Annotated in this window: 17 protein-coding genes; 11 read left to right on the top strand and 6 right to left on the bottom strand. The window is 64.5% G+C overall.

The window, feature by feature from the left end; translation table 11 throughout:
* Positions 1 to 24: 24 nt before the first annotated feature.
* Positions 25 to 1482, bottom strand: a complete 1458-nt coding sequence (locus AWB80_RS22420; protein WP_061176845.1) for a CHAD domain-containing protein — start codon at positions 1480 to 1482, stop codon at positions 25 to 27.
* A 176-nt stretch (positions 1483 to 1658) separates the two neighbouring features.
* On the opposite strand from AWB80_RS22420, the gene AWB80_RS22425 reads away from it, so the two are divergent.
* Both AWB80_RS22425 and AWB80_RS22430 read left to right on the top strand, forming a co-directional pair.
* Positions 1659 to 3242 carry an inorganic phosphate transporter gene (locus AWB80_RS22425; RefSeq protein WP_061176899.1) on the top strand — a complete coding sequence of 528 codons (1584 nt, stop codon included), beginning with the start codon at positions 1659 to 1661 and terminating at the stop codon, positions 3240 to 3242.
* A 329-nt stretch (positions 3243 to 3571) separates the two neighbouring features.
* Positions 3572 to 3730, top strand: a complete 159-nt coding sequence (locus tag AWB80_RS22430; protein ID WP_086971801.1) for a DUF3309 family protein — start codon at positions 3572 to 3574, stop codon at positions 3728 to 3730.
* A 92-nt stretch (positions 3731 to 3822) separates the two neighbouring features.
* On the opposite strand, the gene AWB80_RS22435 is transcribed toward AWB80_RS22430, so the two are convergent.
* Both AWB80_RS22435 and AWB80_RS22440 read right to left on the bottom strand, forming a co-directional pair.
* Positions 3823 to 4131: a hypothetical protein gene (locus tag AWB80_RS22435; RefSeq protein WP_061176846.1), complete on the bottom strand. Its 309-nt coding sequence runs from the start codon at positions 4129 to 4131 to the stop codon at positions 3823 to 3825.
* Between the two features lie 17 nt (positions 4132 to 4148).
* Positions 4149 to 4373 (bottom strand): hypothetical protein, encoded by a 225-nt coding sequence (locus AWB80_RS22440; protein WP_061176847.1) that lies wholly within the window; start codon positions 4371 to 4373, stop codon positions 4149 to 4151.
* 278 nt (positions 4374 to 4651) lie between these two features.
* On the opposite strand from AWB80_RS22440, the gene AWB80_RS22445 reads away from it, so the two are divergent.
* From AWB80_RS22445 to AWB80_RS22455, 3 genes are all read left to right on the top strand, one after another.
* Positions 4652 to 4924, top strand: coding sequence for a DUF2866 domain-containing protein (locus AWB80_RS22445; protein ID WP_087131520.1), 273 nt, complete (start codon positions 4652 to 4654; stop codon positions 4922 to 4924).
* Positions 4925 to 5017: 93 nt separating this feature from the next.
* Positions 5018 to 5452 carry an MbcA/ParS/Xre antitoxin family protein gene (locus AWB80_RS22450; RefSeq protein ID WP_061176848.1) on the top strand — a complete coding sequence of 145 codons (435 nt, stop codon included), beginning with the start codon at positions 5018 to 5020 and terminating at the stop codon, positions 5450 to 5452.
* Positions 5452 to 6183 carry an RES family NAD+ phosphorylase gene (locus AWB80_RS22455; RefSeq protein WP_061176849.1) on the top strand — a complete coding sequence of 244 codons (732 nt, stop codon included), beginning with the start codon at positions 5452 to 5454 and terminating at the stop codon, positions 6181 to 6183. The genes AWB80_RS22450 and AWB80_RS22455 overlap by 1 nt, the downstream gene beginning before the upstream one ends.
* 13 nt (positions 6184 to 6196) lie before the next feature.
* Here AWB80_RS22455 and AWB80_RS22460 read toward each other — a convergent pair whose 3' ends face one another.
* On the bottom strand, positions 6197 to 7513 hold the full coding sequence (locus AWB80_RS22460; protein WP_061176850.1) for a DNA topoisomerase IB: 1317 nt from the start codon (positions 7511 to 7513) through the stop codon (positions 6197 to 6199).
* A 53-nt stretch (positions 7514 to 7566) separates the two neighbouring features.
* A complete protein-coding gene (locus AWB80_RS22465; RefSeq protein ID WP_061176851.1) occupies positions 7567 to 8304 on the bottom strand; it encodes a metallophosphoesterase in 738 nt (245 codons plus the stop codon).
* Between the two features lie 250 nt (positions 8305 to 8554).
* On the opposite strand from AWB80_RS22465, the gene AWB80_RS22470 reads away from it, so the two are divergent.
* A complete protein-coding gene (locus AWB80_RS22470) occupies positions 8555 to 9211 on the top strand; it encodes a DUF1345 domain-containing protein (protein ID WP_061176852.1) in 657 nt (218 codons plus the stop codon).
* A 34-nt stretch (positions 9212 to 9245) separates the two neighbouring features.
* Here AWB80_RS22470 and AWB80_RS22475 read toward each other — a convergent pair whose 3' ends face one another.
* Positions 9246 to 9437: a hypothetical protein gene (locus AWB80_RS22475; RefSeq protein ID WP_143328126.1), complete on the bottom strand. Its 192-nt coding sequence runs from the start codon at positions 9435 to 9437 to the stop codon at positions 9246 to 9248.
* A gap of 44 nt (positions 9438 to 9481) precedes the next feature.
* On the opposite strand from AWB80_RS22475, the gene glgA reads away from it, so the two are divergent.
* The 5 genes from glgA to glgX all read left to right on the top strand — a co-directional run bounded on the left by glgA (position 9482) and on the right by glgX (position 23507).
* Positions 9482 to 11143, top strand: a complete 1662-nt coding sequence (gene glgA, locus AWB80_RS22480) for a glycogen synthase GlgA (RefSeq protein ID WP_061176854.1) — start codon at positions 9482 to 9484, stop codon at positions 11141 to 11143.
* Between the two features lie 340 nt (positions 11144 to 11483).
* A complete protein-coding gene (locus AWB80_RS22485) occupies positions 11484 to 14888 on the top strand; it encodes a maltotransferase domain-containing protein (RefSeq protein ID WP_087131521.1) in 3405 nt (1134 codons plus the stop codon).
* 84 nt (positions 14889 to 14972) lie between these two features.
* On the top strand, positions 14973 to 18359 hold the full coding sequence (gene treS / locus AWB80_RS22490; protein WP_096031986.1) for a maltose alpha-D-glucosyltransferase: 3387 nt from the start codon (positions 14973 to 14975) through the stop codon (positions 18357 to 18359).
* A complete protein-coding gene (glgB, locus tag AWB80_RS22495) occupies positions 18346 to 20571 on the top strand; it encodes a 1,4-alpha-glucan branching protein GlgB (RefSeq protein WP_061176856.1) in 2226 nt (741 codons plus the stop codon). Before treS ends, glgB begins: the two co-directional genes overlap by 14 nt.
* Before the next feature lie 710 nt (positions 20572 to 21281).
* The gene (gene glgX, locus AWB80_RS22505) at positions 21282 to 23507 is read left to right on the top strand and encodes a glycogen debranching protein GlgX (protein WP_061176857.1); all 2226 of its coding nucleotides are present in this window, start codon (positions 21282 to 21284) and stop codon (positions 23505 to 23507) included.
* Positions 23508 to 23548: the final 41 nt, after the last annotated feature.

Consider the following 23548-nt stretch of genomic DNA (forward strand, 5'->3'; position numbering starts at 1 on the left):
CCTATACGATGAACGCGAACCGCATTATATCGACCGCTTCACGCGCGGACGATGCATCGAGCGAAGCAGCCGCTCGCCTTCCTGCGCATCCTTTCTCGCCGACGCCGCGCCCCACGCGCGCGCGAAACCGCGCTGGTAGTCGCTGGCCTCGGGAATGGCCGCGAGCCGGTCGGCGGCGACGGCCGCATCGTTTGCTTCGCCGAGCACCGTCTGCAATTCGCCGAGCCGCTGCGCCGTGCTCTTGCGCGTGCGCCGCGACGTGACCGAACGGAAGAATTCGAGCGCATAGCGCAGCCGCTTCGCATGGATACGCACGCGATGCCGCTCGTGCGCTTCGAGCGACGCGAGATCGGGCACGCGCGCGATGCGCCGATAATCCTTGCGAATACGCTTCTCGGCAAAGCTGACCAGACGTACCGGCTCTGCATCTTCCTGTGACGCGAAGCGCGCGAGCCATTCGACGAAGGCGAGCGTCAGACGCGCGTAACGCTTCGACGCGAGCGCGTCGCGCACCGCGTCCCGCGCGATGCGCCGCTTGATGTCGGCGGCGGCGATGAGCGTCTGCCAGCGCTCGGCGCTGTCGTCTGCTTCGGCGTAGGCGGGCAGCGTTTGATCGGTGAAGACGTCCCAGTCGCGCGCATTGGCGAGCAGCTCGCCGAACCACTCGAGATCGGGCGCGATGCGCGTGTTCCAGGCATCGTCGACATAGCTTTTGAAGAGTTTCAGCAGCGTCTTGAGCCGCCGCTGCGCGACGCGCAACTGATGCACGTGCTCATCGCCGAGACTTGCATGCGATGCGGCCGCGTTGCCGAACCACTGCTGCGCCACCGACGCCGCGATCGCGACGAACGCATCGTGGCGCGTCGCGGTGCGCGGCAGATCGAGTCTTGCCGCATGCACGGGCGCCGTCTCGGATTCCTGCGCTTCGTCCGGCGCGATGAAAAACGGCGCTGCGTCGATGACCTCGCCCGCGACCCTGAAAACGGCATCGAGCGCGCCGTCCACCGATGCCGCCGCGAGCCGCAACGTCGGCGGCCCCTCGCTGGAAGTTTCGAGCGTGGCGAGGATGTCCGCGCCGCCCGCGTCGATGCGCCATTCGATGCGCGCGATCTCGCGCTCCGCATCGCTATCCGGCAGCGGCACGTCGAGCGGTTCGCGCAACGCGCCGTCGGCGTGGGCGAATTCCGTCAGCGATGCCGCCAGATCGTCGCCCGCAGGCCGCGCGAAGGTGCGGTAGCGCGTGAAGCCGGAAATCGGCGTGCCCTCTGCCTGCACCGCGCATAGCGTGCGCGCGCCGTCCAGCGTATCGATCGACAGCCGCCAGCCCGGCGTTTTCAGCGGAACGTCGCGCGTCGTGAAGCGCGTGCTCGCGGGCGTCACGCCCGCGAAGGCGGCAACGCGCTGCAACGCGTCGGCAAGCGCGCCGATGGAACCGTCGCCGGAACGATGCGATTGCAGCGCCACTTCGACCCACACCGTCATGAAGTCTCCCGAAGCGGTCGCGCGCCGCTGTCAAGTCATACGAAAAGCCCGTTTCCCCCGCGTCATGAAATCGACACATGGCGCAGGAAACATGGCCATTTGTGCTTCTGAACGCTGCTCGTCTGCCTTTCAACTTCTCATACGACCTCGCGCAAGCCCGGCCCCAAGGACGCGACATGAACCAGATTGCCTTCCCATCCCAGAACGGCCGCACGCCCGGACAGCGGTTCGCGCTGCTGGTGTTCCTGCTGGCGATTTTCGCGGGCGCCGTGTACTGCGTCATGCATCTGCTCGACGATCTCGCGCCGGTGCGCGAATCGTCGGCGTTTCCGTACATCATGCTCGGCATCGCGCTCCTGATCGCGCTCGGCTTCGAGTTCGTCAACGGCTTTCACGATACGGCCAATGCAGTCGCAACGGTAATTTACACGCACTCGCTGACGCCGAACCTCGCCGTCGTCTGGTCGGGCGCATGGAATTTCATCGGCGTGCTGGTGTCGAGCGGCGCGGTGGCGTTCGGCATCCTGCAACTGCTGCCGGTCGAGCTGATCATCGGCGTGGGCAGCTCGCAGGGCTTCGCGATGGTGTTCGCGCTGCTGATCGCGGCGATCATCTGGAATCTCGGCACCTGGGCGCTCGGCCTGCCTTCTTCGAGTTCGCATACGCTGATCGGTTCGGTGATCGGCGTCGGCCTGATGAACCAGATGCTGCACGGGACCAACGGCACGTCGGGCGTCGACTGGAGCCAGGCGGCGTCGGTCGGCAAATCGCTGCTGTTTTCGCCGATCATCGGCTTCATCGCGGCCGGCTTCCTGCTCTATGTGCTGAAGCTCGTCGTGCGCGTGCCGGCGCTCTACAAGGAGCCGAAGAAGAACACGCCGCCGCCGTTCTGGATTCGCTGCCTGCTGATTCTCACCTGCACGGGCGTGTCATTCGCGCACGGCTCCAACGACGGCCAGAAAGGCATGGGCCTCATCATGCTGATCCTGATCGGCACGGTGCCGACCGCCTACGCGCTCAACAAGGCCGTGACGGCGAACGAGACGCAGACCTTCGTCGCGGTGAGCCACAGCGCATCCGAGGTGCTGCAGCGCTACACCAACGGCGCGGCGCCCGCCGCCGACGCGCGCGGCCAGGTCGAGAAGTTCGTGCAGACGAAGACCCTTGCACCGGACACGATCGCGTCGCTGAAGAGCGTGGTCGATTCGATCGAAGCGCAAATCCGCCCGAGCCAGACGATCGCCGGCGTGCCGCAGGACAGCGTGCGCAACGTGCGCAACGAGATGTACATCGCGTCCGAAGCGCTGCGCATCATGGAAAAGCAGAAGACGCCCGCGTTCTCCGCCGATGACACCGCCGTGCTCGACAACTACAAGAAGCAGCTCGACCACGCGACCAAGTTCATCCCGACGTGGGTGAAGGTCGCCGTCGCGGTGGCGCTCGGCCTCGGCACGATGGTCGGCTGGAAGCGCATCGTCGTGACGGTCGGCGAGCGTATCGGCAAGTCGCATCTGACGTATGGGCAAGGCGCGTCGGCGGAACTCGTCGCGATGCTGACCATCGGCGCCGCCGATGTCTACGGCCTCCCGGTCAGCACGACACATGTGTTGTCGTCGGGCGTCGCAGGCACGATGGCCGCGAACGGCTCGGGCCTGCAATGGCGCACCGTGCGCAGCCTCGCGCTCGCGTGGATTCTCACGCTGCCGGTATCGATCGCGCTCGCGGGTTTGCTGTTCTGGGCCTTCCGCGGGTTGTTCTGATCGGTCTTCGGCGCTCAGGAACGGCGCGGAGAATCCCATCGACGGGATGCTTCGCGCCGTGCAACTTTTGCCCGCCCCACCGCTTTTCACCTCTCCTTTTCGACAATCGTATGCTCACGCGCGCGCTCACCAAAACGGCGAGCGCCTTGTTCCACGGGCTTTCAGGCGCGCTGGCATAACCGTTGCTCTATTGCTCTCGTCGATCGCACAACGGATCTGCCGGCGGCCACGTGCTGCCGAGCCCCTGGCGTATGACTGTCGATGACAGTTGGGAGGCCGCGCCGGGCGCCGATTCGCCCACGCGGTCTATTTGAACAAGGAGAAGTCGAATGACGATCGGAACCATACTGCTGATCATCCTGATCCTGATTCTGATCGGCGCCATACCTTCGTGGCCGCACAGCCGCAGTTGGGGCTACGGACCGAGCGGGATCGTCGGCGTCGTGCTGATCGTGGTGATCGTCCTGCTGCTGATGGGTCGCCTATGAAGCGATGCGGCTGCCAGCCGCGTTCAGTCGCAAAGAAAAAGGGGCGCTCCGTCGGGGCGCCCCTTTTGTCGTCTACGCTTTGTGAACTTCTTCTAGACCCGCATCACCTGGCCGTTCGGCTCGATCTTGCGCGGGATGACCGGCTCGGTCTGTTTCGGCGATGAAGCCTTCGGACGCGGCGTCACCGGCGGCTGTTCGATGGCGGTCTTGTCGGCGACCTGCTTCACCGCGGTGGCGCTCTTGCGCTTCTTCTTGGCCGAGGCCTGCGTGCTCGCGTGCGATTTGCTCTTGCCCTTGACGCTCTGTGCTTCGGGAGGATTCCAGACTTCCGTGTAGCGCTCGGCCGCAAATAGCGTCGACGAGCCGATCAGAAGAACGACGATCAGGAATACGCGCTTCAAGTGATTCGCTCCAACGATTAGTGACCCGCTCTGCGCGAGAGGATGGCGTCGAGCGACTGCTCGGATGTTTGCAACTCGCGCAACGCGGCGTCGAGTCGCGCAAGCGCACGTGCGACAAAGCGCCCGTCCTGCCCGGAATCGGGCTCGCCTCGCGTGGCGTCGAACGCTGCGTGGACCGCGCGCGTCGCGCGCATGAACCGTTCGAGCGCGGCGGCTTCGAGCGGATCGTTGCGTGGATTCATCGGCAACCTCCTTGTCGCGGACAACCTGTACGAATATACAGTAAGCGATCGCGGCGGCAAACAGGCGCTGCGTGCCGTGGTGAAAATGCCGAAGCGCCTCTTGACCGACGCGCCGAGCCGACTTCAGCGGCGTGTGGTGACATTTCGCCGCGCCTGTCGGCTGCGCCCCCGCGAATTAAGTCGCCCTTAATTCTCTACCGACACACTCGACTCACGATCCGGCTCCATCGCCTCCGTCCGCATCGGACGGCCGAGCCATTAACGTGAGGAATGTTGCCATGTCCGCCAATACCGCCGCGCGCCGACGCCCCGCCAACCTCGCACCGACGTTGCGCAAGCAGTATGCGCTCACCCTGCGCGAATGCCGTCTGTCACTGCCCGTCGAACCGCCGTGGGGACCGGCATATCGCATGGTCGAGTGGGCGCTGAAGAACGATCCGCGCGTGCAGCGCCGCGTGGTTCCCGCCAATTGCACGCCTTCCCAGATCGCCGACGCACTCAAATCCCATGTTCCAGGCCGCCGCTACGGCCCGTCCGACGACGAGGATTGATCCGGCGCTACGAGCAGAAACACTCATGGCATGCTTGTATTAATCCAGATATGGACTAATATTCGTTGAAAGTTCCTTTGGAGACTCAACGACATGCCCAACGCCGCACACGCCGCCGCGTCGGCCGGCCATCCGGTGCCGCGTCCGGCGCTGGATTCGAGCGATCTCTCCGCCGCCGGCCTGCGCGCGTTCTTCAATATCGCTCGCGACTGGGCGCTTTCCGCCGAAGAGCAGATCACGCTGCTCGGCTCGCCGGGGCGCTCCACGTTTTTCAAATGGAAGCATGACCCGGAGTCCGCGCGGCTCGCCCGCGACACGCTGGAGCGCCTGTCGCTGATTCTCGGCATCTACAAGGCGCTGCAAATCCTTCTGCCCGACCCGAAAGCCGCCGATACCTGGATTCGCCGTGCCAACGCCGCGCCGCCCTTCGGCGGTCGTCCGGCGCTCGATCGCCTGCTGGCGGGCAACATCAGCGATCTCGTCGCCGTGCGCCAGTACCTCGACGCAATGCGAGGCGGCTGGGCGTGATGGGGATCGCATTCAGCAAGGACACATCGAACTGGCGCGAACGATGGCCGCACGGTCTGCTCGACTGGACGCCCGCGTACCGCGTGATTCCGACGCGCTTTCCGGCCGTCAATCTCTTCGACCGGGTCGCCTCGCCGCAGGATTTCGAGGCGCTCTACGCGCTCGAAGCGATGACCAACGACCGCCTGCGCACCGAAGTCGGCGAACTGGATCTCGTGCCGCCCGAGGAACGCTGCTTCGGACCGGGATGCGGGCCGATCATGGCGGCGTTCACGCATCTGAACCCGAACGGCAGCCGCTTTTCCGACGGCAGCTACGGCGTGTTTTATTGCGGTCGCGAACGGCAGACGGCGATCGCGGAGACGCGCTATCACTCGGGCCTCTTTCTCGCGGCCACCAACGAAGCGCCATTGCGTCAGCAGATGCGCCTCTACACGGTGCGGGCGCACGGCGAAGTCGTCGATCTGCGCGGCGATGCGATCGCGGAGGCGGGGCTCGATCCGCGCATTCTCGCGCCGGATGATTACGCTCCGGGCAAGGCGCTCGGCCGCGCGGTGCGGGCGGCGGGAGCGCGTGGAATCGCGTATCCGTCGGTGCGCGATCCGGAAGGCGAATGCCTCGCCGCCCTGCGCACGACCATGCTGCGCGACTGCCGTCACGCGGCCTATCTGGAGTACAACTGGAACGGCGAAACGGTCGACTATGTGTTCGAGCTGAACCAGATCGGCTGACCGGGCAAACGTTTCACGCGCCTGAGCCGATCGCCACCGCGGTTTCCGTGCGCGTGCGCGCGAGTTTCTTCGACGCCGGCCGCGCGGCCTTTTTCGCCGGCTTCCTGACAACCTGCTCCAGCGCCTGGCCCGCCGCATTCTTGCCGCTCGCCTTAAGCGCACCGGCGCGCGCCTTGCGACTCGATTCGGTCAGCAGCTTCGTGAGGCGCGTGTCGCTCGGCGTGGCGCCCTTGCGGTTCTTGCGCGCCGCCTCGCGCGTGCGGCGCTTCGCTTCCTTATCGAGGAAGATCGCGAGTGCGGCTTCATCGGTCTTGAGTCCGTGGCGCCGCGACGCAGGCAACGTCTCCGCCAGCTCACCCGCCTCGAATGCGTCGATCACCGCGGGGTGCACGTAGCACTTGCGGCACACGGCGGGCGTGTTGCGCAGCAGTTGCGCGACCTCCTTGATCGTGCCGACGACATGCTTGCGCGCCTCCGTCACCGTCTCCCATTTGAGCCTTCTGAGCGCCGCGAGCGCGAACACACTGCCGGCCCACGTCCGATAATCCTTCGCGGTGAAGTCCGCGCCGGTGATCTCGTGCAGATACTCGTTGATGTCCGATGAACTGACCGAATGACGCGTGCCGTCCGCATCGAGATACTGGAAAAGATCCTGACCCGGCAGATCCATGCAGCGTTTGACGATGCGCGCGACACGCGCATCGCTTACCGCGACATCGTGCTCGATGCCGCTCTTGCCGCGAAACCTGAACCTCAGCATCCCCGCCGATACCTTCAGATGGCGCTTTCGCAATGTCGTCAGCCCATACGAACGGTTCTCGCGCGCGTACTCCTCGCTGCCGACGCGGATCAGCGTCGTATCGAGCAGGCGCACGACAGTCGCGAGCACCTTGTTGCGCGGCATGCCGTCGAGCGTCAGATCGCGCGCGACGCGTGAGCGCAGCTTCGGCAGCACGCCGGAGAACGCGAGCATGCGCTCGTACTTGGTGGCGTCGCGGGTTTCGCGCCATTGCGGGTGATAGCGATACTGCTTGCGCCCGCGCGCATCGCGCCCGGTCGCCTGGAGATGGCCGCGCGCGTCGGGGCAGATCCAGACATTGGTGTAAGCGGGCGGAATCGCGAGCGCATTGATGCGGCGAATCTCCGCTTCATCGTCGATTCGCCTGCTCTGCGTGTTGAAGTACGCGAATGCGCCGTCGGTCCATTCGCGCGTGTAGCCGCGCCGCGAATCGTCCATGTAGCGCAAGCCCGGCGGCAGATCCTCGGGGCAGCCCTGCACGCCTCCCGTCTCGATGTCGTTTTCGATTCGTGCCACCGTGCGCCTCGCCATGCATTCGATTGATGGCGAAACATCGAGCAACGCGCGTGCCGGACTACCTGTGGTCAGGGCAGCGCGAGCGCGCCCGCGCCTTCCGCCGTGGCCCAGCGCTCTTTCACGGACCAGCGCTCGTCGGTGCCGGGCTGGACGATGGTGAGCCGCCCGTCCGACGCAAACGCGCCGGTATCGATAAAGATCTGCGCGCCGATCTGCTTCACCGTGCGCGTCGGCGTGTGGCCGCAGTACGTGGGCGACAGACCATATTGCTGGGCCGGGTCCGCGTGGCCGAGCGCGAGGCCGCGTCCCCACAGGATCTGGTTGCGCACGTCGTCGGGGAAATCGGCGGTGTCGAGTTCGGCGTCGCAACCGAAAAATTCCGCGTGCAACACATTGAAACGCTGCGCGCCCTCGCCGACGATACGCACCAGCGGCAGCGTCGCGAGCCGCGCCGCGAGCTGGGCGAGTTGCTCATCGGAGACCGATTCGGCCCACTCGCCGCCGATCGCATACCACGACTGGCGCCGCATCGTGCCGGTCGCGACCGAGATCAGCGAATCCTCGTGATTGCCGCGCACGGCATAAAACCACGGCTTGTCGATGAGATCGATGGCCGCGAGCGAATCCGCACCGCGATCGACGAGGTCACCGACGGAGAACAGCCGGTCCCGCGCACCATCGAAGCCGATTTCGTGCAGCAGATAGCGCAGCGCATCGACGCAGCCATGCAGATCGCCGACCACGAAATCGCGGCCGCTTTCGTTGACGGGATGCCTGCAGACGATAGGATAGGTAGGACCATTCATGCGTGGATGATAGCGCTGCTCAATGACACCGTGTGAGGGCTGCATCGCTTTTGCAAGCAATCTGGAAGCCGGCTCGACAACCGTTACATCGGCGTTACGTGCGCGCTCGTCATCGACGTAAAAGCTGCCGCCCCAGCTTATCCGAAACCGCATTTATTGCGCGACGAATTCACACTCAGCTTGCTGAAAGGCGGGCGGGCAATAATCGCAGCCATCGAGCGAAGCCTGGCTCCCATGCGGATCAAACGCGATGAAGCAGATTCTCCCGCCCGTCCTGCGCAACCGGCCGCGCGCCCTGATCGCCCTGCTGGTCGGTTGCGTCGTGGCCGCCCTGATTCCGGCGCACGTGCGTCCGACTGCGCGCGCACTGCTCGGCTGGGACACCGCGGTGTGGCTCTATCTCGTGCTGATCTGGCTGAAGATGGCGACCGCGCGCCAGAGCGACGTGCAGGAACTCGCCGAGCGCGAGGACGAGAACGCCGCGACCGTGCTGATGATCGTGAGCGTCGCGGCGATTGCGAGCATTGTCGCGATCGTCGTGGAGTTGTCGACCGCGAAAAACATGGGCGCCGGCGCGGTGCTGCATTACCTGCTGACCGGCGCGACCATGCTCGGCGCCTGGTTCCTGATCCCGACGATGTTCACGCTGCACTACGCGCGGCACTACTATCAGTCGCCGGACAACGATCCCGCGCTCAGGTTTCCCGACCAGCATCTGAAACCCGACTACTGGGACTTCCTCTACTTCTCCTTCACCATCGCCGTGGCTTCGCAGACCGCCGATGTCGCGCTCGCCTCGACCTCCGCGCGCCGCACGGCGCTCGGGCAATCGGTGCTGTCGTTCTTCTTCAACCTCGCGGTGCTGGGGCTCTCCATCAACATCGCGGCGAGCATGGTCGGCGGCTGAAACGACGCTGTCACGCGCACGCCATAAGCTCATCTCACGCGCCGTGTAAAAACGCGGCGCGCGCCGCTGTCAGTTTTACACGCGGCGTGTTCGTGCCGTTTCGCGCATGGCCGAAGCGCGCGTCGCCATCGTCCGGCATGCTGCACTGCACACATCGCGACGCGTGGCACACCGATTGCTGCCATGCGCCAGCCATTCCGAATCCCATCCCGATCAGCACTTGCATGCGCGGCCGTTCACCCGCGCATTCCGCTTCCATAGGAGCCCACTTTGCCCTTGAACGTTCTGCTGGTCGCCTCCGAAGCCGTCCCGCTCGCCAAGACCGGCGGACTCGGCGACATGGTCAGCGCCTACGCCGCCGCACTGCGCGAAGCCGGCGTCGACGCCACCATCCTGCTTCCCGCTTACCCGAACGCGATCGCCCAGGCGCAAGGTCTGAGCAAGGTCGGCACGCTCAGGGGCCTGCCTGGCGGCGATGCGACGCTGTTGCGCGCGCGCATGCCCGACACCGGCGTGCCGGTGCTGCTGTTGCGCTGCGACGCGCTCTACGCGCGCACCGGCCTCTATCAGGACGCGCAGGGCCGCGACTACCCGGACAACGCGATCCGCTTCGCAACGCTCTCGGCCGCGGCGGTCAAAATCGCGCAAGGCGTGCGCGGCGTGAAGAAGCCCGATATCGTGCATGCGCACGACTGGCATACCGGCCTCACGCCGCTCCTGATGAAGCATGCGGGCGTGCACGCAAAGAGCGTATTCACGATCCACAATCTCGCATTCCAGGGCAACTACGCGCGCTCGCTTGGTGCGTCGCTCGGCGTGCCGGAGAAGTGGCTCGTGCACGCGCTCAGCGATCCAAAGAGCATCGAGTTCTACGGCGCGCTGAGTCTGATGAAAGCCGGCATCGTGCATGCCGATCGCGTCACGACCGTCTCCGAAACCTACGCGCGCGAAATTCTCACGCCGCGCTTCGGGCATCTGATGGAAGGCGTGCTCCAAAGCTGCGCGGACAAGCTGTGCGGCGTCGTCAACGGCATCGACGAACAGGCGTGGAATCCCGCTACCGATGCGCTCATCGAACGCAACTATTCGTTCGACGATATGCGCGGCAAGCACGCCTGCAAGCGCGCGCTGCAACGCAAGTTCGGCTTGCCCGTCGATCCGTTCGCGCCGCTGATGGCGATCGGCAGCCGCATGACCGGTCAGAAACTGGCCGATGTCGTGCTCGAAGCGTTGCCGCGTCTGCTGGAGCGACATCCGCGCCTGCAGCTGGCGGTGATCGGCAAGGGCGAAGCGTATATCGAAGCCGGCTTCAGGAAGCTCGCGCAGGAATGGCCGGACCGGGTCGGCGTGTATATCGGATATGACGAGCGGCGCGCGCATGCACTGCACGCGGGCGCCGACATCCTGCTGCATGGCAGCCGTTTCGAGCCCTGCGGCCTCACGCAGATGTACGCGATGCGCTATGGCACGCTGCCGGTCGCATCGCGCGTGGGCGGCCTCGCCGACACGATCGTCGATGCGGCGCAAAACGCGGATCACGCTGCCTACTCCGCGCTGCGTCCGTCGGTGTTGCTGCGCGACGGCACGCACGACATGCCGATCGCGTCGATGCCCGCGCCGCGCGCCTCGCACGCGCCCACCGGCTTTCTCTTCGATGGCGAACGCGCGGGCGATGTCATCGACGCCGCGAGCCGCGCGCTCGACGCCTATATGCGCCCGCAAGTGTGGCGGGCGCTGCAGCGCAACGCGATGTCCCGCGATTTCGGATGGAACGAAGCCGTCACGAAGATGGTCGCACTGTACGTCGGCGTGAGCGATGCGCGCCCGAGCCGCACGGCACTGCGCCCGCGCCGCGTTGCCGACATCATGCAGGCGCCCGCTCAGATGCCCGCGCAGGCGCACGACGCGCATTCGCTTGCGCGCACTGCCTGAGCATGTCCGCCGCAGTTGTTCCATAGTAGTGCCCTGATGTTGCACTGAGCCGGGCACGCCGGGCGCGGCACGCTACGTGCTGTCTCGCCGTGCGTTGACGATCACTTGGGGACCGTGGCGCCCACCGTGCCCGCGAGCAGCGCGCGAAGCACGGTGCATCGCGAAGCGCGGCCAGGCAGGCGTCGATTCGAACGGCGCCAGGGTGTAATCTGAGTTCCGCCTGAGAGCCCGCGCGATCCGCGACACAGGGACGGCTCTTCAGCCAGTTTGGCCCGTGAGCGTGATCGCGATCGATGCCCGCATCCCCGCCACCGCAGGACGACTCTGGAAAAGACTAACGATGGAAAACCATCAAGCTCATCATGCGTACGCGCCGCGTATCTACTTCATCGATCCCCTGCTCGTCGGCCCGCTCGCGAACTGGCCCGCCCAGTTCGAGCACGCGGCCGCGCTCGGCTTCGACCATGTCCTGATCGGCTCGCCGTTCGTGCCCGGCAGCAACGGGCATCGCGAAGCGGTGGCGGATCATCATCGGCTGCATCCCGTTTTCGAATCCGATGCGAGTGCTGCCGACGGTCTGCGGCAACTCGCCGACGCCGCGAAGAAACACGAACTCACCTTGCTCGTCGATATCGTGATCGATCGCGTGAGCGCCGAGGGCGGGCTCTATCAGGACAACAAACACTGGTTCCAGCCGTTCGAAAGCGCGGACGCGCGGCTCGATCCGCGCAAGCCGCCGCGTCAGCGCGATGTCGCCTGGGCGAATTTCGCCGATGGCGAGTCCGCGCATCATCTGACCGAATGGTGGGCGCGGGAGTTGAACGTGCTCGCCGCGGCGGGCGTCGGCGGCTTTCGCTTCGATTCGCCTTACGCGGTGCCCGCGCATGTCTGGCGCAAGCTCGGCGCGGCCGTGCGCGAAAAGCATCCGGACACGCGCTGGCTCGCATGGACGGTCGGCGCGACGCGCCATGATCTGCATGGTCTCGTCGATGCCGCGTTCGACGCGGTGTTTGCCTCGACGCGCTGGTGGGACTTCAAAAGCGCATGGCTCTTCGACGAGCACGGCGCGCTCACGCGCATCGCCTCGCCGATCACGTTCCCCGAAGATCCGTTCGGCGCGCGTCTCATCAGCGATCTCTCCGACACGAGCGACACCGCGCTCGTCGAACGCGCCTACACGCGCGCGCTCGACACCGCCGCCGCGCTCGGCACCGGCATCATGGTGCCGATGGGCTTCGAGTACGGCGTCGGCCTGCCGATGTCGCCGCAATACGGCGTCGCGGCGGAGTACCAGCGCGCGAAGAACGAGAAGCGCATCGATCTCACGGCGCGCGTGCGGCGCGCGAACGAACTGCAACGCAACGTCGGCACGCTGTCGAGCGTCGGCGAACTGCGCGCGCTGACGGGCGCGGGCACGCCGTACGCCGCGCTCATTCGCGCCGATGGCGGCGATCTGCGTCACAGCGAAGGCGCCGTGCTCGCGATCATCAATCCCGATCTCGTCGCGCCGGTGCATGTCGATACGCTGCATCTGCTCGAATCGGTGCCGGGCAATTACACGCGCTTCGCGCTCATCGACGATGCGATGGGCAAGGCCGAACGTCTCGCGCCGTTCACGCTGAAAGCGGGCGAGGTGCGCCTGTTCCGCGCGGAAGCCGAGCCCTTCGTTCTGCTTGCGCAACCGCAGGTGAAGCGCGGCGCGAAAACCGCCGACAAGAAATCCGTGACCGAGGCGATCGCCGCGCCGCGCGTGTCGATCGAAAGCGTCACGCCGTGCGTCGATCACGGGCGCTTTCCGGCGAAGCGCATCGTCGGCGAGGCGCTGGAGATTCAGGCCGCGATCTTCGCGGAAGGCCACGACAAGATCGCCGCCTCCGTGCAATGGCGCGCCGCCGACGAAACCGACTGGCACGAAGCGCCGATGACCGCCGTGCAGCCCGCCGGCCTCGATCTGTGGTCGACGCGCATTCCGCTCGAACGCGTGGGCCGGCATGAGTTCGTCGTGATGGCATGGCGCGACGATTACGCGTCGCTCGTCGATCACATGCAGAAGAAGCTGAAGGCCGGGCAGACCGTCGAGCTCGAAGTCGAGGAAGCGAAGCATCTGTTCGCGCTGATCCTCGCCGAAGTCAAGACCGCCGACGACGCCGACAGCGACAGCGCCCCGCTCGACGCGATCGTCAAGGAGTTCACCAAAGCCAACGACGCACGCAAGCTAGAACTCGTGCTCGCGCCTGCGACCGCAAAGGCGGTGGCGGCGGCGAGGCATCGGCCGTTCCTGTCGCGCGATCCGGTGGTGTATCGCGTCGATGCCGAACGCGCCGCCGCGCGCTTCGCGAGCTGGTACGAGATCTTCCCGCGCTCGATGAGCGACGACGTGAATCGCCACGGCACGTTCATCGACGTGATCGGCAAGATGCCGCGCATCCGCGAGATGGGCTTCGACGTGCTCTATTTCCCGCCGATCCATCCGATCGGCATTGCGAACCGCAAGGGCAAGAACAACACGCTCACGGCCGAGCCGGGCGATGTCGGCAGTCCGTATGCGATCGGCGGCAAGGAAGGCGGCCATAACGCATTGCATCCCGAGCTCGGCAATCTCGACGACTTCAAGCGCATGCTCGAAGCCGCGCATGAACACGGTCTCGAGATCGCGCTCGACTTCGCGGTGCAGTGCTCGCCGGATCATCCGTGGCTCAAGGAACATCCGACATGGTTCGCGTGGCGTCCCGACGGCACGCTGCGCTATGCGGAGAATCCGCCGAAGAAGTATCAGGACATCGTGAATCCGGACTTCTATGCGCAGGACGCGAAGCCCGAACTATGGATCGCCTTGCGCGATGTCTTCCTGCACTGGGTCGCGGCGGGCGTTCGCATCTTTCGCGTCGATAACCCGCATACGAAGCCGTTTCCGTTCTGGGAATGGGTCATCGGCGACGTGCGCGCGCGTCATCCCGACGTAATCTTCCTCGCCGAAGCCTTCACGCGGCCGCGCGTGATGAATCGCCTCGCCAAGCTCGGTTTCTCGCAGTCGTACACGTACTTCACGTGGCGCGAAAGCAAGCGCGATTTCATCGAGTACATGCACGATCTCACGCAGACCGACGCGAAGGATTACTTCCGGCCGAACTTCTTCGTCAATACGCCTGACATCAATCCGCGCTTCCTGCAAAGCTCGGGGCGGCCGGGCTTCGTGATCCGCGCGGCGCTGGCGGCGACGTTATCGGGCTTGTGGGGCGTGTATAGCGGCTTCGAATTATGCGAATCTGCGGCGCTGCCCAACAGCGAGGAATATCTGCACTCCGAGAAGTACGAACTCAAGGCGTGGGACTGGAACCGGCCCGGCAACATCGTGACCGAGATCACCGCGCTCAACCGCATCCGCCGCGCGAATCCCGCGTTGCAGACGCATCTCGGCGTGAACTTCCTGCCCGCGCATAACGATCACATCCTGTTCTTCGAGAAGGCGAACGCATCGCGCGACAACGTCGTGCTGGTCGCGATCAATCTCGATCCGTTCAACGAGCAGGGCGCGGATATCGACCTGCCGTGGCAGACGCTCGAACGCTGGGGCGTGCATGACTGGGACGCGGTCGCGGTCGAAGATCAGGTGACGGGCGAACAATTCGAATGGCGTGGACGGCGTCAGCACGTGCGGCTCAATCCGCATTCGCTGCCGTTCGCGATATGGCGCATTTCGCCGACATGGGGCTTGCCGAAGCCCCAGCCGAACGAGGAAGCATGAATCACCGGCGGCGAACGAGAGCACACCAATAACAAGGGCGGCAGCTAGCCCGCACGAACATTGGAGCGAAACGTGGATACAAGGGTGAAGCGCAACAAGAAGGCGTCGAGTCTCAGTGATGATCCGCTCTGGTACAAGGACGCGATCATCTATCAGGTTCACATCAAGTCATTCTTCGATGCGAACAACGACGGCATCGGCGATTTCCCCGGCCTGCTGGCGAAGCTCGACTACATCGCGGAGCTGGGCGTCGATACGATCTGGCTGCTGCCGTTCTATCCGTCGCCGCGCCGCGACGACGGTTACGACATCGCCGACTACCGCAACGTGCATCCGGACTACGGCACCATCGCGGACGTCAAACGCTTCATACAGGAAGCGCACGCGCGCGGCATCCGCGTGATCACCGAGCTCGTCATCAATCACACGTCGGATCAGCATCCGTGGTTTCAGCGCGCGCGGCATGCGAAGCCGGGCTCGAATCATCGCAACTATTACGTGTGGTCCGATACGGACAAGAAGTATGAAGAGACGCGCATCATCTTCATCGACACGGAGCCGTCCAACTGGACCCACGATCCGGTCGCGGGCCAGTATTACTGGCATCGCTTCTACGCGCACCAGCCGGATCTGAATTTCGACAATCCCGCGGTCCTCAAGGAAGTGCTTTCGGTGATGCGCTTCTGGCTCGACATGGGCATCGACGGGCTGCGGCTGGATGCGGTGCCTTACCTCGTCGAGCGCGAAGGCACCAACAACGAGAATCTGCCGGAAACGCATGACATTCTGAAGAAGATTCGCGCGACCATCGACGCGGAGTATCCGAACCGCATGCTGCTCGCGGAAGCGAATCAGTGGCCGGAAGACGTGAAGGAATACTTCGGCGATGAAGACGAATGCCACATGGCGTTCCACTTCCCGCTGATGCCGCGCATCTATATGTCGATCGCGAGCGAGGACCGCTTTCCGATCACCGACATCATGCGGCAGACGCCCGATCTCGGCACGACCAATCAATGGGCGATCTTCCTGCGCAACCACGACGAGCTCACGCTCGAAATGGTCACGGACTCCGAGCGCGACTATCTGTGGAACACCTACGCGAGCGATCGCCGCGCGCGTCTGAATCTCGGCATCCGGCGGCGTCTCGCGCCGCTCATGGAGCGCGACAGACGACGCATCGAACTGATCAATTCGCTGCTGCTGTCGATGCCGGGCACGCCCGTGATCTATTACGGCGATGAACTCGGCATGGGCGACAACATCCACCTCGGCGATCGCGACGGCGTGCGCACGCCGATGCAGTGGTCGTCCGACCGCAACGGCGGCTTCTCGCGCGCCGATCCGGAACAGCTCGTGTTGCCGCCCGTGATGGGCTCGCTCTACGGTTATGACGCGGTGAACGTCGAATCGCAGAGCCGCGATCCGCATTCGCTGCTGAACTGGACGCGCAAGATGCTCGCGGTGCGTCGCTCGAAGCATGCGTTCGGACGCGGCACGATCCGCTTCCTGCGGCCCGCGAACCGCAAGATCCTCGCGTATCTGCGCGAGCTCGAAGGCGAACCGCCGATTCTGTGCGTCGCGAATCTTTCGCGCGCGCCGCAAGCGGTGGAACTCGACCTGTCGGAGTTCGATGGCTCGGTGCCGCTCGAAATGACCGCCGATTCGCCGTTCCCGGCCATCGGCAAGCTCACGTATCTGCTGACTTTCCCGCCCTACGGCTTCCTGTGGTTCCAGCTTTGCCCCGGCAACATGCGGCCGGCGTGGGCACAGGCGCCGTCCGAGCAGTTGCCCGAATTCGTCACGATGGTGATCCGCGCGGGACAGACCGGCCCGACGCCGGAAAACGTGCGCCTGCTCGAATCGGAAGTGCTGCCGAATTACCTGAGCAAGCGCCGCTGGTTCGCGTCGAAGGACAAGAAACTGCATGCGGTGCGTCTCGCCGCGCTGACGACGATCGAAAACGCCGGCTTCGCGTTCACCGAAATCGAAGCCGATGTCGGCGATCATTGCGAACGCTATGTGCTGCCGCTGTCCATCGCGTGGGGCACGGAAACCACCTCGCCGCTCTATATGCAACTCGCGCTCGCGCGCGTGCGGCGCAACCGCAACATCGGGCATCTCACCGATGCGTTCTCGGTGCCGCAATTCACCTACGGCGTGCTGCGCAAGCTGAAGGAGCGCGCGGTCGTGCCGACCGTGCAGAAGAGCGAGATCCGCTTCATTCCGACCGAGCGTCTGAACGAGCTCAATTACTATCCCGCTGATCCGCCCGAAATTCGCTGGCTCGCGGCCGAGCAGAGCAACAGCTCGCTCGTGGTCGGCGACAAGGTCGTGCTGAAGCTGGTGCGGCGCGTGGTCGGCGGCATTCATCCGGAAGCGGAGATGAGCCGCTATCTGACGAAGCTCGGCTATGCGAACACGGGTCCCTTGTACGGCGAAGTCGTGCGTGTCGATCCGCAGGGCGTGCCGCATACGCTCATCATCCTGCAGGGCTATATCGACAATCAGGGCGATGCGTGGAACTACGCGCTCGACTATCTGCGCCGCACGGTCGATGAACTCGCCGTCGCGGTGGAATCGGAAGAACATACGCAGGAACGCGATGCGCAGGCCGAAGGCTTCGCGGGCTATGGCACGATTGCGGGCGTGATCGGCAAGCGGCTGGGCGAACTGCATGTCGCGCTCGCCACGCCCACGGACGATGAAGCCTTCGCGCCGCAGCGCGCGAGCGCCGAAGACGCGCAAGAATGGATCGACGGCACGCTGAAGCTGCTCGACTCAGCGCTCGATATCCTCGCGCAGAAGCTCGGCGAGTTCAACGAGCACGACCGTTTCCTTGCGCAGAGCCTGCTCGATCGACGCGACCTTCTGGTCGACGCCGTGAAGCAGCTCGTCACGCCCGGCGCCGATGCGCTGTGCATCCGCATCCACGGCGATTTCCATCTGGGCCAGGTGCTGATGGCCCAGGGCGATGCCTATCTGATCGACTTCGAAGGCGAGCCCGCGCGCGCGCTCGAAGAGCGCCGCAGAAAGACGAGCCCGCTGCGCGACGTCGCGGGTCTCCTGCGATCGCTGTCGTATGCGAGCGCGGCGGCGCAATCGACGACTGAAAACGCGCCCGCGCAGACCGCCGATCGCAAGCGCGCGCTGTTCGAGCGGATGCGCGCGTTCGCCGAGGAGAGCTTCTTGCGTGAGTACATGGCGGCGATTGCATCGTCGCCTGAAACGATCGCGGCCGACGACGTGTTTCAACCGTTGCTCGATCTCTTCCTGATCGAGAAGGCCGCTTACGAAATCCGCTACGAAGCAGCGAACCGGCCGACCTGGATCGGCCTTCCGTTGCGGGGTCTCGCGTCGCTCGCGAGCCGTTTGCTGGGAGACACGGGCGAGCCGCCCGCTCCGGGCACGCGACCCGTGTTCGGAGCAACCAAGGACAATCCGGATGGAACCCACCATGAACAATCGTAGCGCTCCGGCGGATACCAGGAATCCGGCGCACGGCCTCAATCCGCTCGACATCGACGCACTCGTCGAGGCCCGGCATCCCGATCCGTTCTCGATGCTCGGCCTGCATCAGACCGATCTGGGGCATGTCGTGCGCGTGTTTATGCCAGGCGCATCGTCGGTGAGCGTGACGGATGCGGGCGACGGCGAGCATATCGGTTCGCTCGCGCGCATCCACAATGCGGGCCTCTACGCGGGCTTCGTCGAACGGCCGACGGCGTATCGTCTGCAGATCGACTGGAACGGCACGCCGCAGGAAACGCACGACACGTATTCCTTCGGCCCCGCTTTGCCCGATGAATGGCTCACGCGTCTATCGCACGCGGACCCGTATGCGGTGCTCGACTGTCTCGGCTCGCGCCCGCTCACGCATGGCAATGTCGCGGGCGTGCGCTTCGCGGTGTGGGCGCCGAATGCGCGCCGCGTGTCGGTGGTCGGCGACTTCAACACGTGGGATGGCCGGCGTCACCCGATGCGTCTGCGTCACGATGCGGGCGTGTGGGAGTTGTTCATTCCGGGCATCGGCGCGGGCACGCGGTACAAGTACGAGATCGTCACGCGCGACGGCCACACGTTGCCGCTGAAGGCCGATCCCTGCGCGATGCAGAGCGAGAAGCCGCCTTCGACGGCATCGGTGGTTGCGGATGCGGACGCCATCGAACACTATGCATGGACCGATGCCGAATGGATGGCGACGCGCGGCGAAAAGCAGACCGCGCAGTCGCCGATCACGATTTACGAGGCGCATGCCGAATCGTGGCTGCGCGTGCCGGAGGAAGCCAATCGCGGCATGAACTGGCACGAGCTGGCCGAGCGCCTGATTCCGTATGCGAAGGGTATGGGCTTCACGCATCTGGAGTTCATGCCGATCGCCGAGCATCCGTTCGGCGGCTCGTGGGGTTATCAGCCGCTCGGGCAGTTCGCGCCGTCCGCGCGTTTCGGCACGCCGGAGCAGTTCGCGGAGTTCGTGAACCGCGCGCACGAGGCGGGCCTGGGCGTGATCATCGACTGGGTGCCGGCGCACTTCCCGAACGACGCGCATGGTCTCGTGGAATTCGACGGCACGCCGCTCTACGAACACGCGGACCCGCGCGAGGGCTATCACCAGGACTGGAACACGATGATCTACAACCTCGGCCGCAACGAGGTGAGCGCGTTCCTGATCGCATCGGGGCTGGCGTGGCTGAAGCGCTATCACGTCGATGGCTTGCGGGTCGATGCGGTGGCGTCGATGTTGTATCGCGACTATTCGCGCAAGGCGGGCGAGTGGGTGCCTAACATCTATGGCGGACGAGAGAATCTCGAATCGATTGCGTTTCTCAAACGCTTGAATCACGAAGTGCGGCAGATTCCGGGCGCGATCACCGTGGCGGAGGAATCGACTGCGTGGCCGGGCGTGACGGCCAATGTCGAGAGCGGCGGCCTTGGTTTCGACTTCAAGTGGAACATGGGCTGGATGCACGACACGCTGCATTACATGGAGGAAGATCCGGTTTATCGGCAGTATCACCATCATCTCTATACCTTCGGGATGGTGTATGCATATTCCGAGCGCTTCGTTCTGCCCTTGTCGCACGATGAAGTGGTGCATGGCAAGGGATCGCTCATCAACAAGATGCCGGGCGACCGTTGGCAGAAGTTCGCCAACCTGCGCGCGTACTACGGCTTCATGTGGACGCATCCGGGCAAGAAGCTCTTGTTCATGGGCGGGGAATTCGGGCAGTTTGCGGAGTTCAATCACGATGAATCGCCGCACTGGCATCTGCTCGATGATTCACTGCACGGTGGATTGCAGAAGCTCGTGCGCGATCTGAATCTGCTTTACACGAGCGAGCCTGCGCTGCATAAGCTCGATAGCGATTCGCGCGGGTTCGAGTGGATCGTCGGGGATGACAATGCGAACAGCGTGTATGCGTATCGTCGCACGGATGCCGAAGGGCGGGATCTCGTTGTGGTTTGCAATATGACGCCGGTGCCGCGGCTGGCTTATCGGATTGGATTGCCACGGCGCGGGCGTTGGAGTGAAGTGTTCAATTCCGATGCTGCGATCTATGGCGGCTCCAACACTGGGAATGGCGGGGTTATTCATACGGATGACTATCCGAGTCATGGGCGGGAGCAGTCGGCGGCGTTGACGTTGCCACCGTTGGCGACCATTGTGTTGAGGGCGGATTGAGGTTTGGATTTGGGTTTGGGTTTGCTTTTCGCCGGATCCCGTGGTCGTGTCGGTCTATTAGCGTTGCCCCTGTGCGGGGCGGCACCTACTTTCTTTGCTGCTGCAAAGAAAGTAGGCAAAGAAAGCAGCTTTTCCCATCCGGAACACTTCATGCCGGCCGCGGCACAGGCGATCGGTCTTGGCACAGCAGTAGCAAGTGCCCTCATAGGCCGCTTCGGGCGTGGACCGCGCACGGTCTGACAAGCGAGGACGTTTAGGGCGCTGGTTCAGCACGAAAGAGTTCCGGCACAGCGCTACGCGCTGCCGTAGGGTACGCAAGGGAAACCGACGAGGAAGAGCAACGCAGAAGCACACGCATCCCCGATGGACCCATCGGCCGCGAAGCGGGCCGGAGCTATTTGGTGCTGAACCAGTTTGTTTTGCGGTGCGATGTGGCTGAGCGTGCGCGGTCCAAGCCCGAGGCGGCCTATGAGGGCACTCGCTACTGCTGTGCCCTAGCCGTTCGCCTGTGCCGCGGCCGGTGTGAAGCGTTCAGGATGGGGAAAGCTGCTTTCTTTGGTTACTTTCTTTGCAGCAGCAAAGAAAGTGACTGCCGCCCCGCACAGGGGCAACGCTAATAGACCGACACGAAAACGGGATCCGGCGAACTAACCCATCAACACGAATACGGGATTCGGCAACAAAAAGACCCAACCTAAAGGAAAGCCCACATGGCAAATGCACTCCCCGAAAGGTTACTCCCGGGCGCCTCCTACCCGCTCGGAGCCAACTGGGACGGACTGGGCGTCAACTTCGCGGTGTTCTCGTCGAATGCCCACCGCATCGAGGTATGTCTCTTCGACAGCACCGGCCGCAAGGAACTGATGCGCTTCGACCTCCCCGAGTGCACCGATGAAATCTGGCACGGCTATCTCCCCGGCGCGCATCCGGGAACGGTCTACGGTTTCCGCGCCCACGGCCCGTATCAGCCGCAGCAAGGGCATCGTTTCAATCCGCACAAACTGCTGCTCGATCCCTACGCAAAGAAGCTAGTCGGGCCCTGGCGCTGGTCCGACGCACTCTTCGGCTATCGCGTGCATTCGAACCGGCTCGACATGTCGATGGACCGCCGCGACTCCGCACCCGCGATGCCCAAATGCATCGTCACCGACGACGCCTTCGACTGGTCGCGCGACGTGCGCCCCGACACGCCCTGGGGCGAAACCATCATTTACGAAACGCACGTACGCGGCACATCGATGATGCGTAACGACATCCGCCAGCACGAACGCGGCACGTTCGCGGCGCTGTCGTCGCCGTGGTTCATCGAGCACTTGCAGAAACTCGGCATCACCGCCGTCGAGTTCCTGCCGGTTCACGCGTTTCTGAACGACCGCTTTCTCGTCGAGCGCAGCCTCAGGAACTACTGGGGCTACAACACGGCGGCGTTCTTCGCGCCCGAACCTTCGTATCTGTCGACCCATCGGCTCAACGAAATGCGTATCGCCGTGCGCCAGTTGCACGCCGCGGGCATCGAAGTGTTTCTCGATGTCGTCTACAACCACACGTGCGAAGGCAACGAACTCGGACCGACGGTCTCGTGGCGCGGCCTCGACAACGCCAGCTATTACCGCCTGATTCCCGGCGATGAGCGCCACTACATCAACGAGACCGGCTGCGGCAATACCGTGAACCTGTCGCATCCGCGCGTGCTGCAGATGGTGATGGATTCGCTGCGTTACTGGAGCACCGCGTTCAATATCGACGGCTTTCGTTTCGATCTCGGCGTCACGCTCGGCCGCGAAGGCCACGGCTTCGATCCGGGCTCGGGCTTCTTCGATGCCATCCGTCAGGACCCGATCCTGTCCACGCGCAAGCTCATCTCGGAGCCGTGGGACATCGGGCCGGACGGCTATCAGGTGGGCAATCATCCGCCGGGCTTCGCCGAATGGAACGACAAGTATCGCGATGGCGTGCGACGTTTCTGGCGCGGCGATGCGGGCATGCGTCCCGATCTCGCCGCGCGCCTCACCGGCTCCGCGGAACTGTTCAACCGCCGCTTCAGGAAACCGTGGGCGTCGGTGAATTTCGTCGCGTCGCATGATGGCTTCACGCTCGCCGATGTCACCGCGTATTCGCACAAGCACAACGAGGCAAACCAGGAAGGCAACAACGACGGCCACAACGAAAATTGCAGCGCGAACTGGGGCGTGGAAGGCCCGAGCGACGACCCCGCGATTCTCGCCATCCGCGCGCGCCTCGCCCGCTCGATGATCGCGACGACGCTGCTCTCGCTCGGCACGCCGATGCTGCTCGCCGGCGACGAATTCGGCCGCACGCAGCAAGGCAATAACAACGCCTACTGCCAGGACAACGAGATATCGTGGCTCGACTGGGACGCGGCGGCGAGTCCGCAGGGCGTCGAGATGACCGGGTTCGTCGCGCGCGTAATCGCACTGCGCAAAAGTTACCCCGTGCTGCGCGAAACGCGCTTTCTCTACGGCGACCGCGAAGTGTTGCCGGGACTCTACGATGTGAGCTGGTTCGATGAACGCGGCGAGGCGCTCGCGATCGAAGCATGGCAGGACGCCGAGCGGCGCGCGCTCACGCTGCGGCGCGCAGGCCCCGGTATCGACGGCGAAATCGATGTGCTGCTCATCATGTTCAACGGATCGTCGCAAACGCTGGTATTCACGCCGCCCGCGCCGCACTTGGAATGGAACGTGCTCATCGATAGCGCGGAGCCCGACTCCGTGACGCGGCCGCTCGTCGGCAGCGATCTGGAGGTGGCCGCGCACAGCATTACCGTGCTGCTGGCCGAGCCGACCGGCGAGGCCGACTGGCAGGCGGTGTGGATGGCGGGCGCGCATCAGGGGCCACGACTTTTGACGGCTTTGCCGCCCGACCCCGGTACGATGCCTGCGCATCACGCGCCCGACAGCGATTCGCCGCATTGACGCGCTAGTAGAACGCTTGACACGCCCGCGAGAAATTCGCC

Source organism: Caballeronia pedi, from assembly GCF_001544915.2.
Taxonomy (GTDB): domain Bacteria; phylum Pseudomonadota; class Gammaproteobacteria; order Burkholderiales; family Burkholderiaceae; genus Caballeronia; species Caballeronia pedi.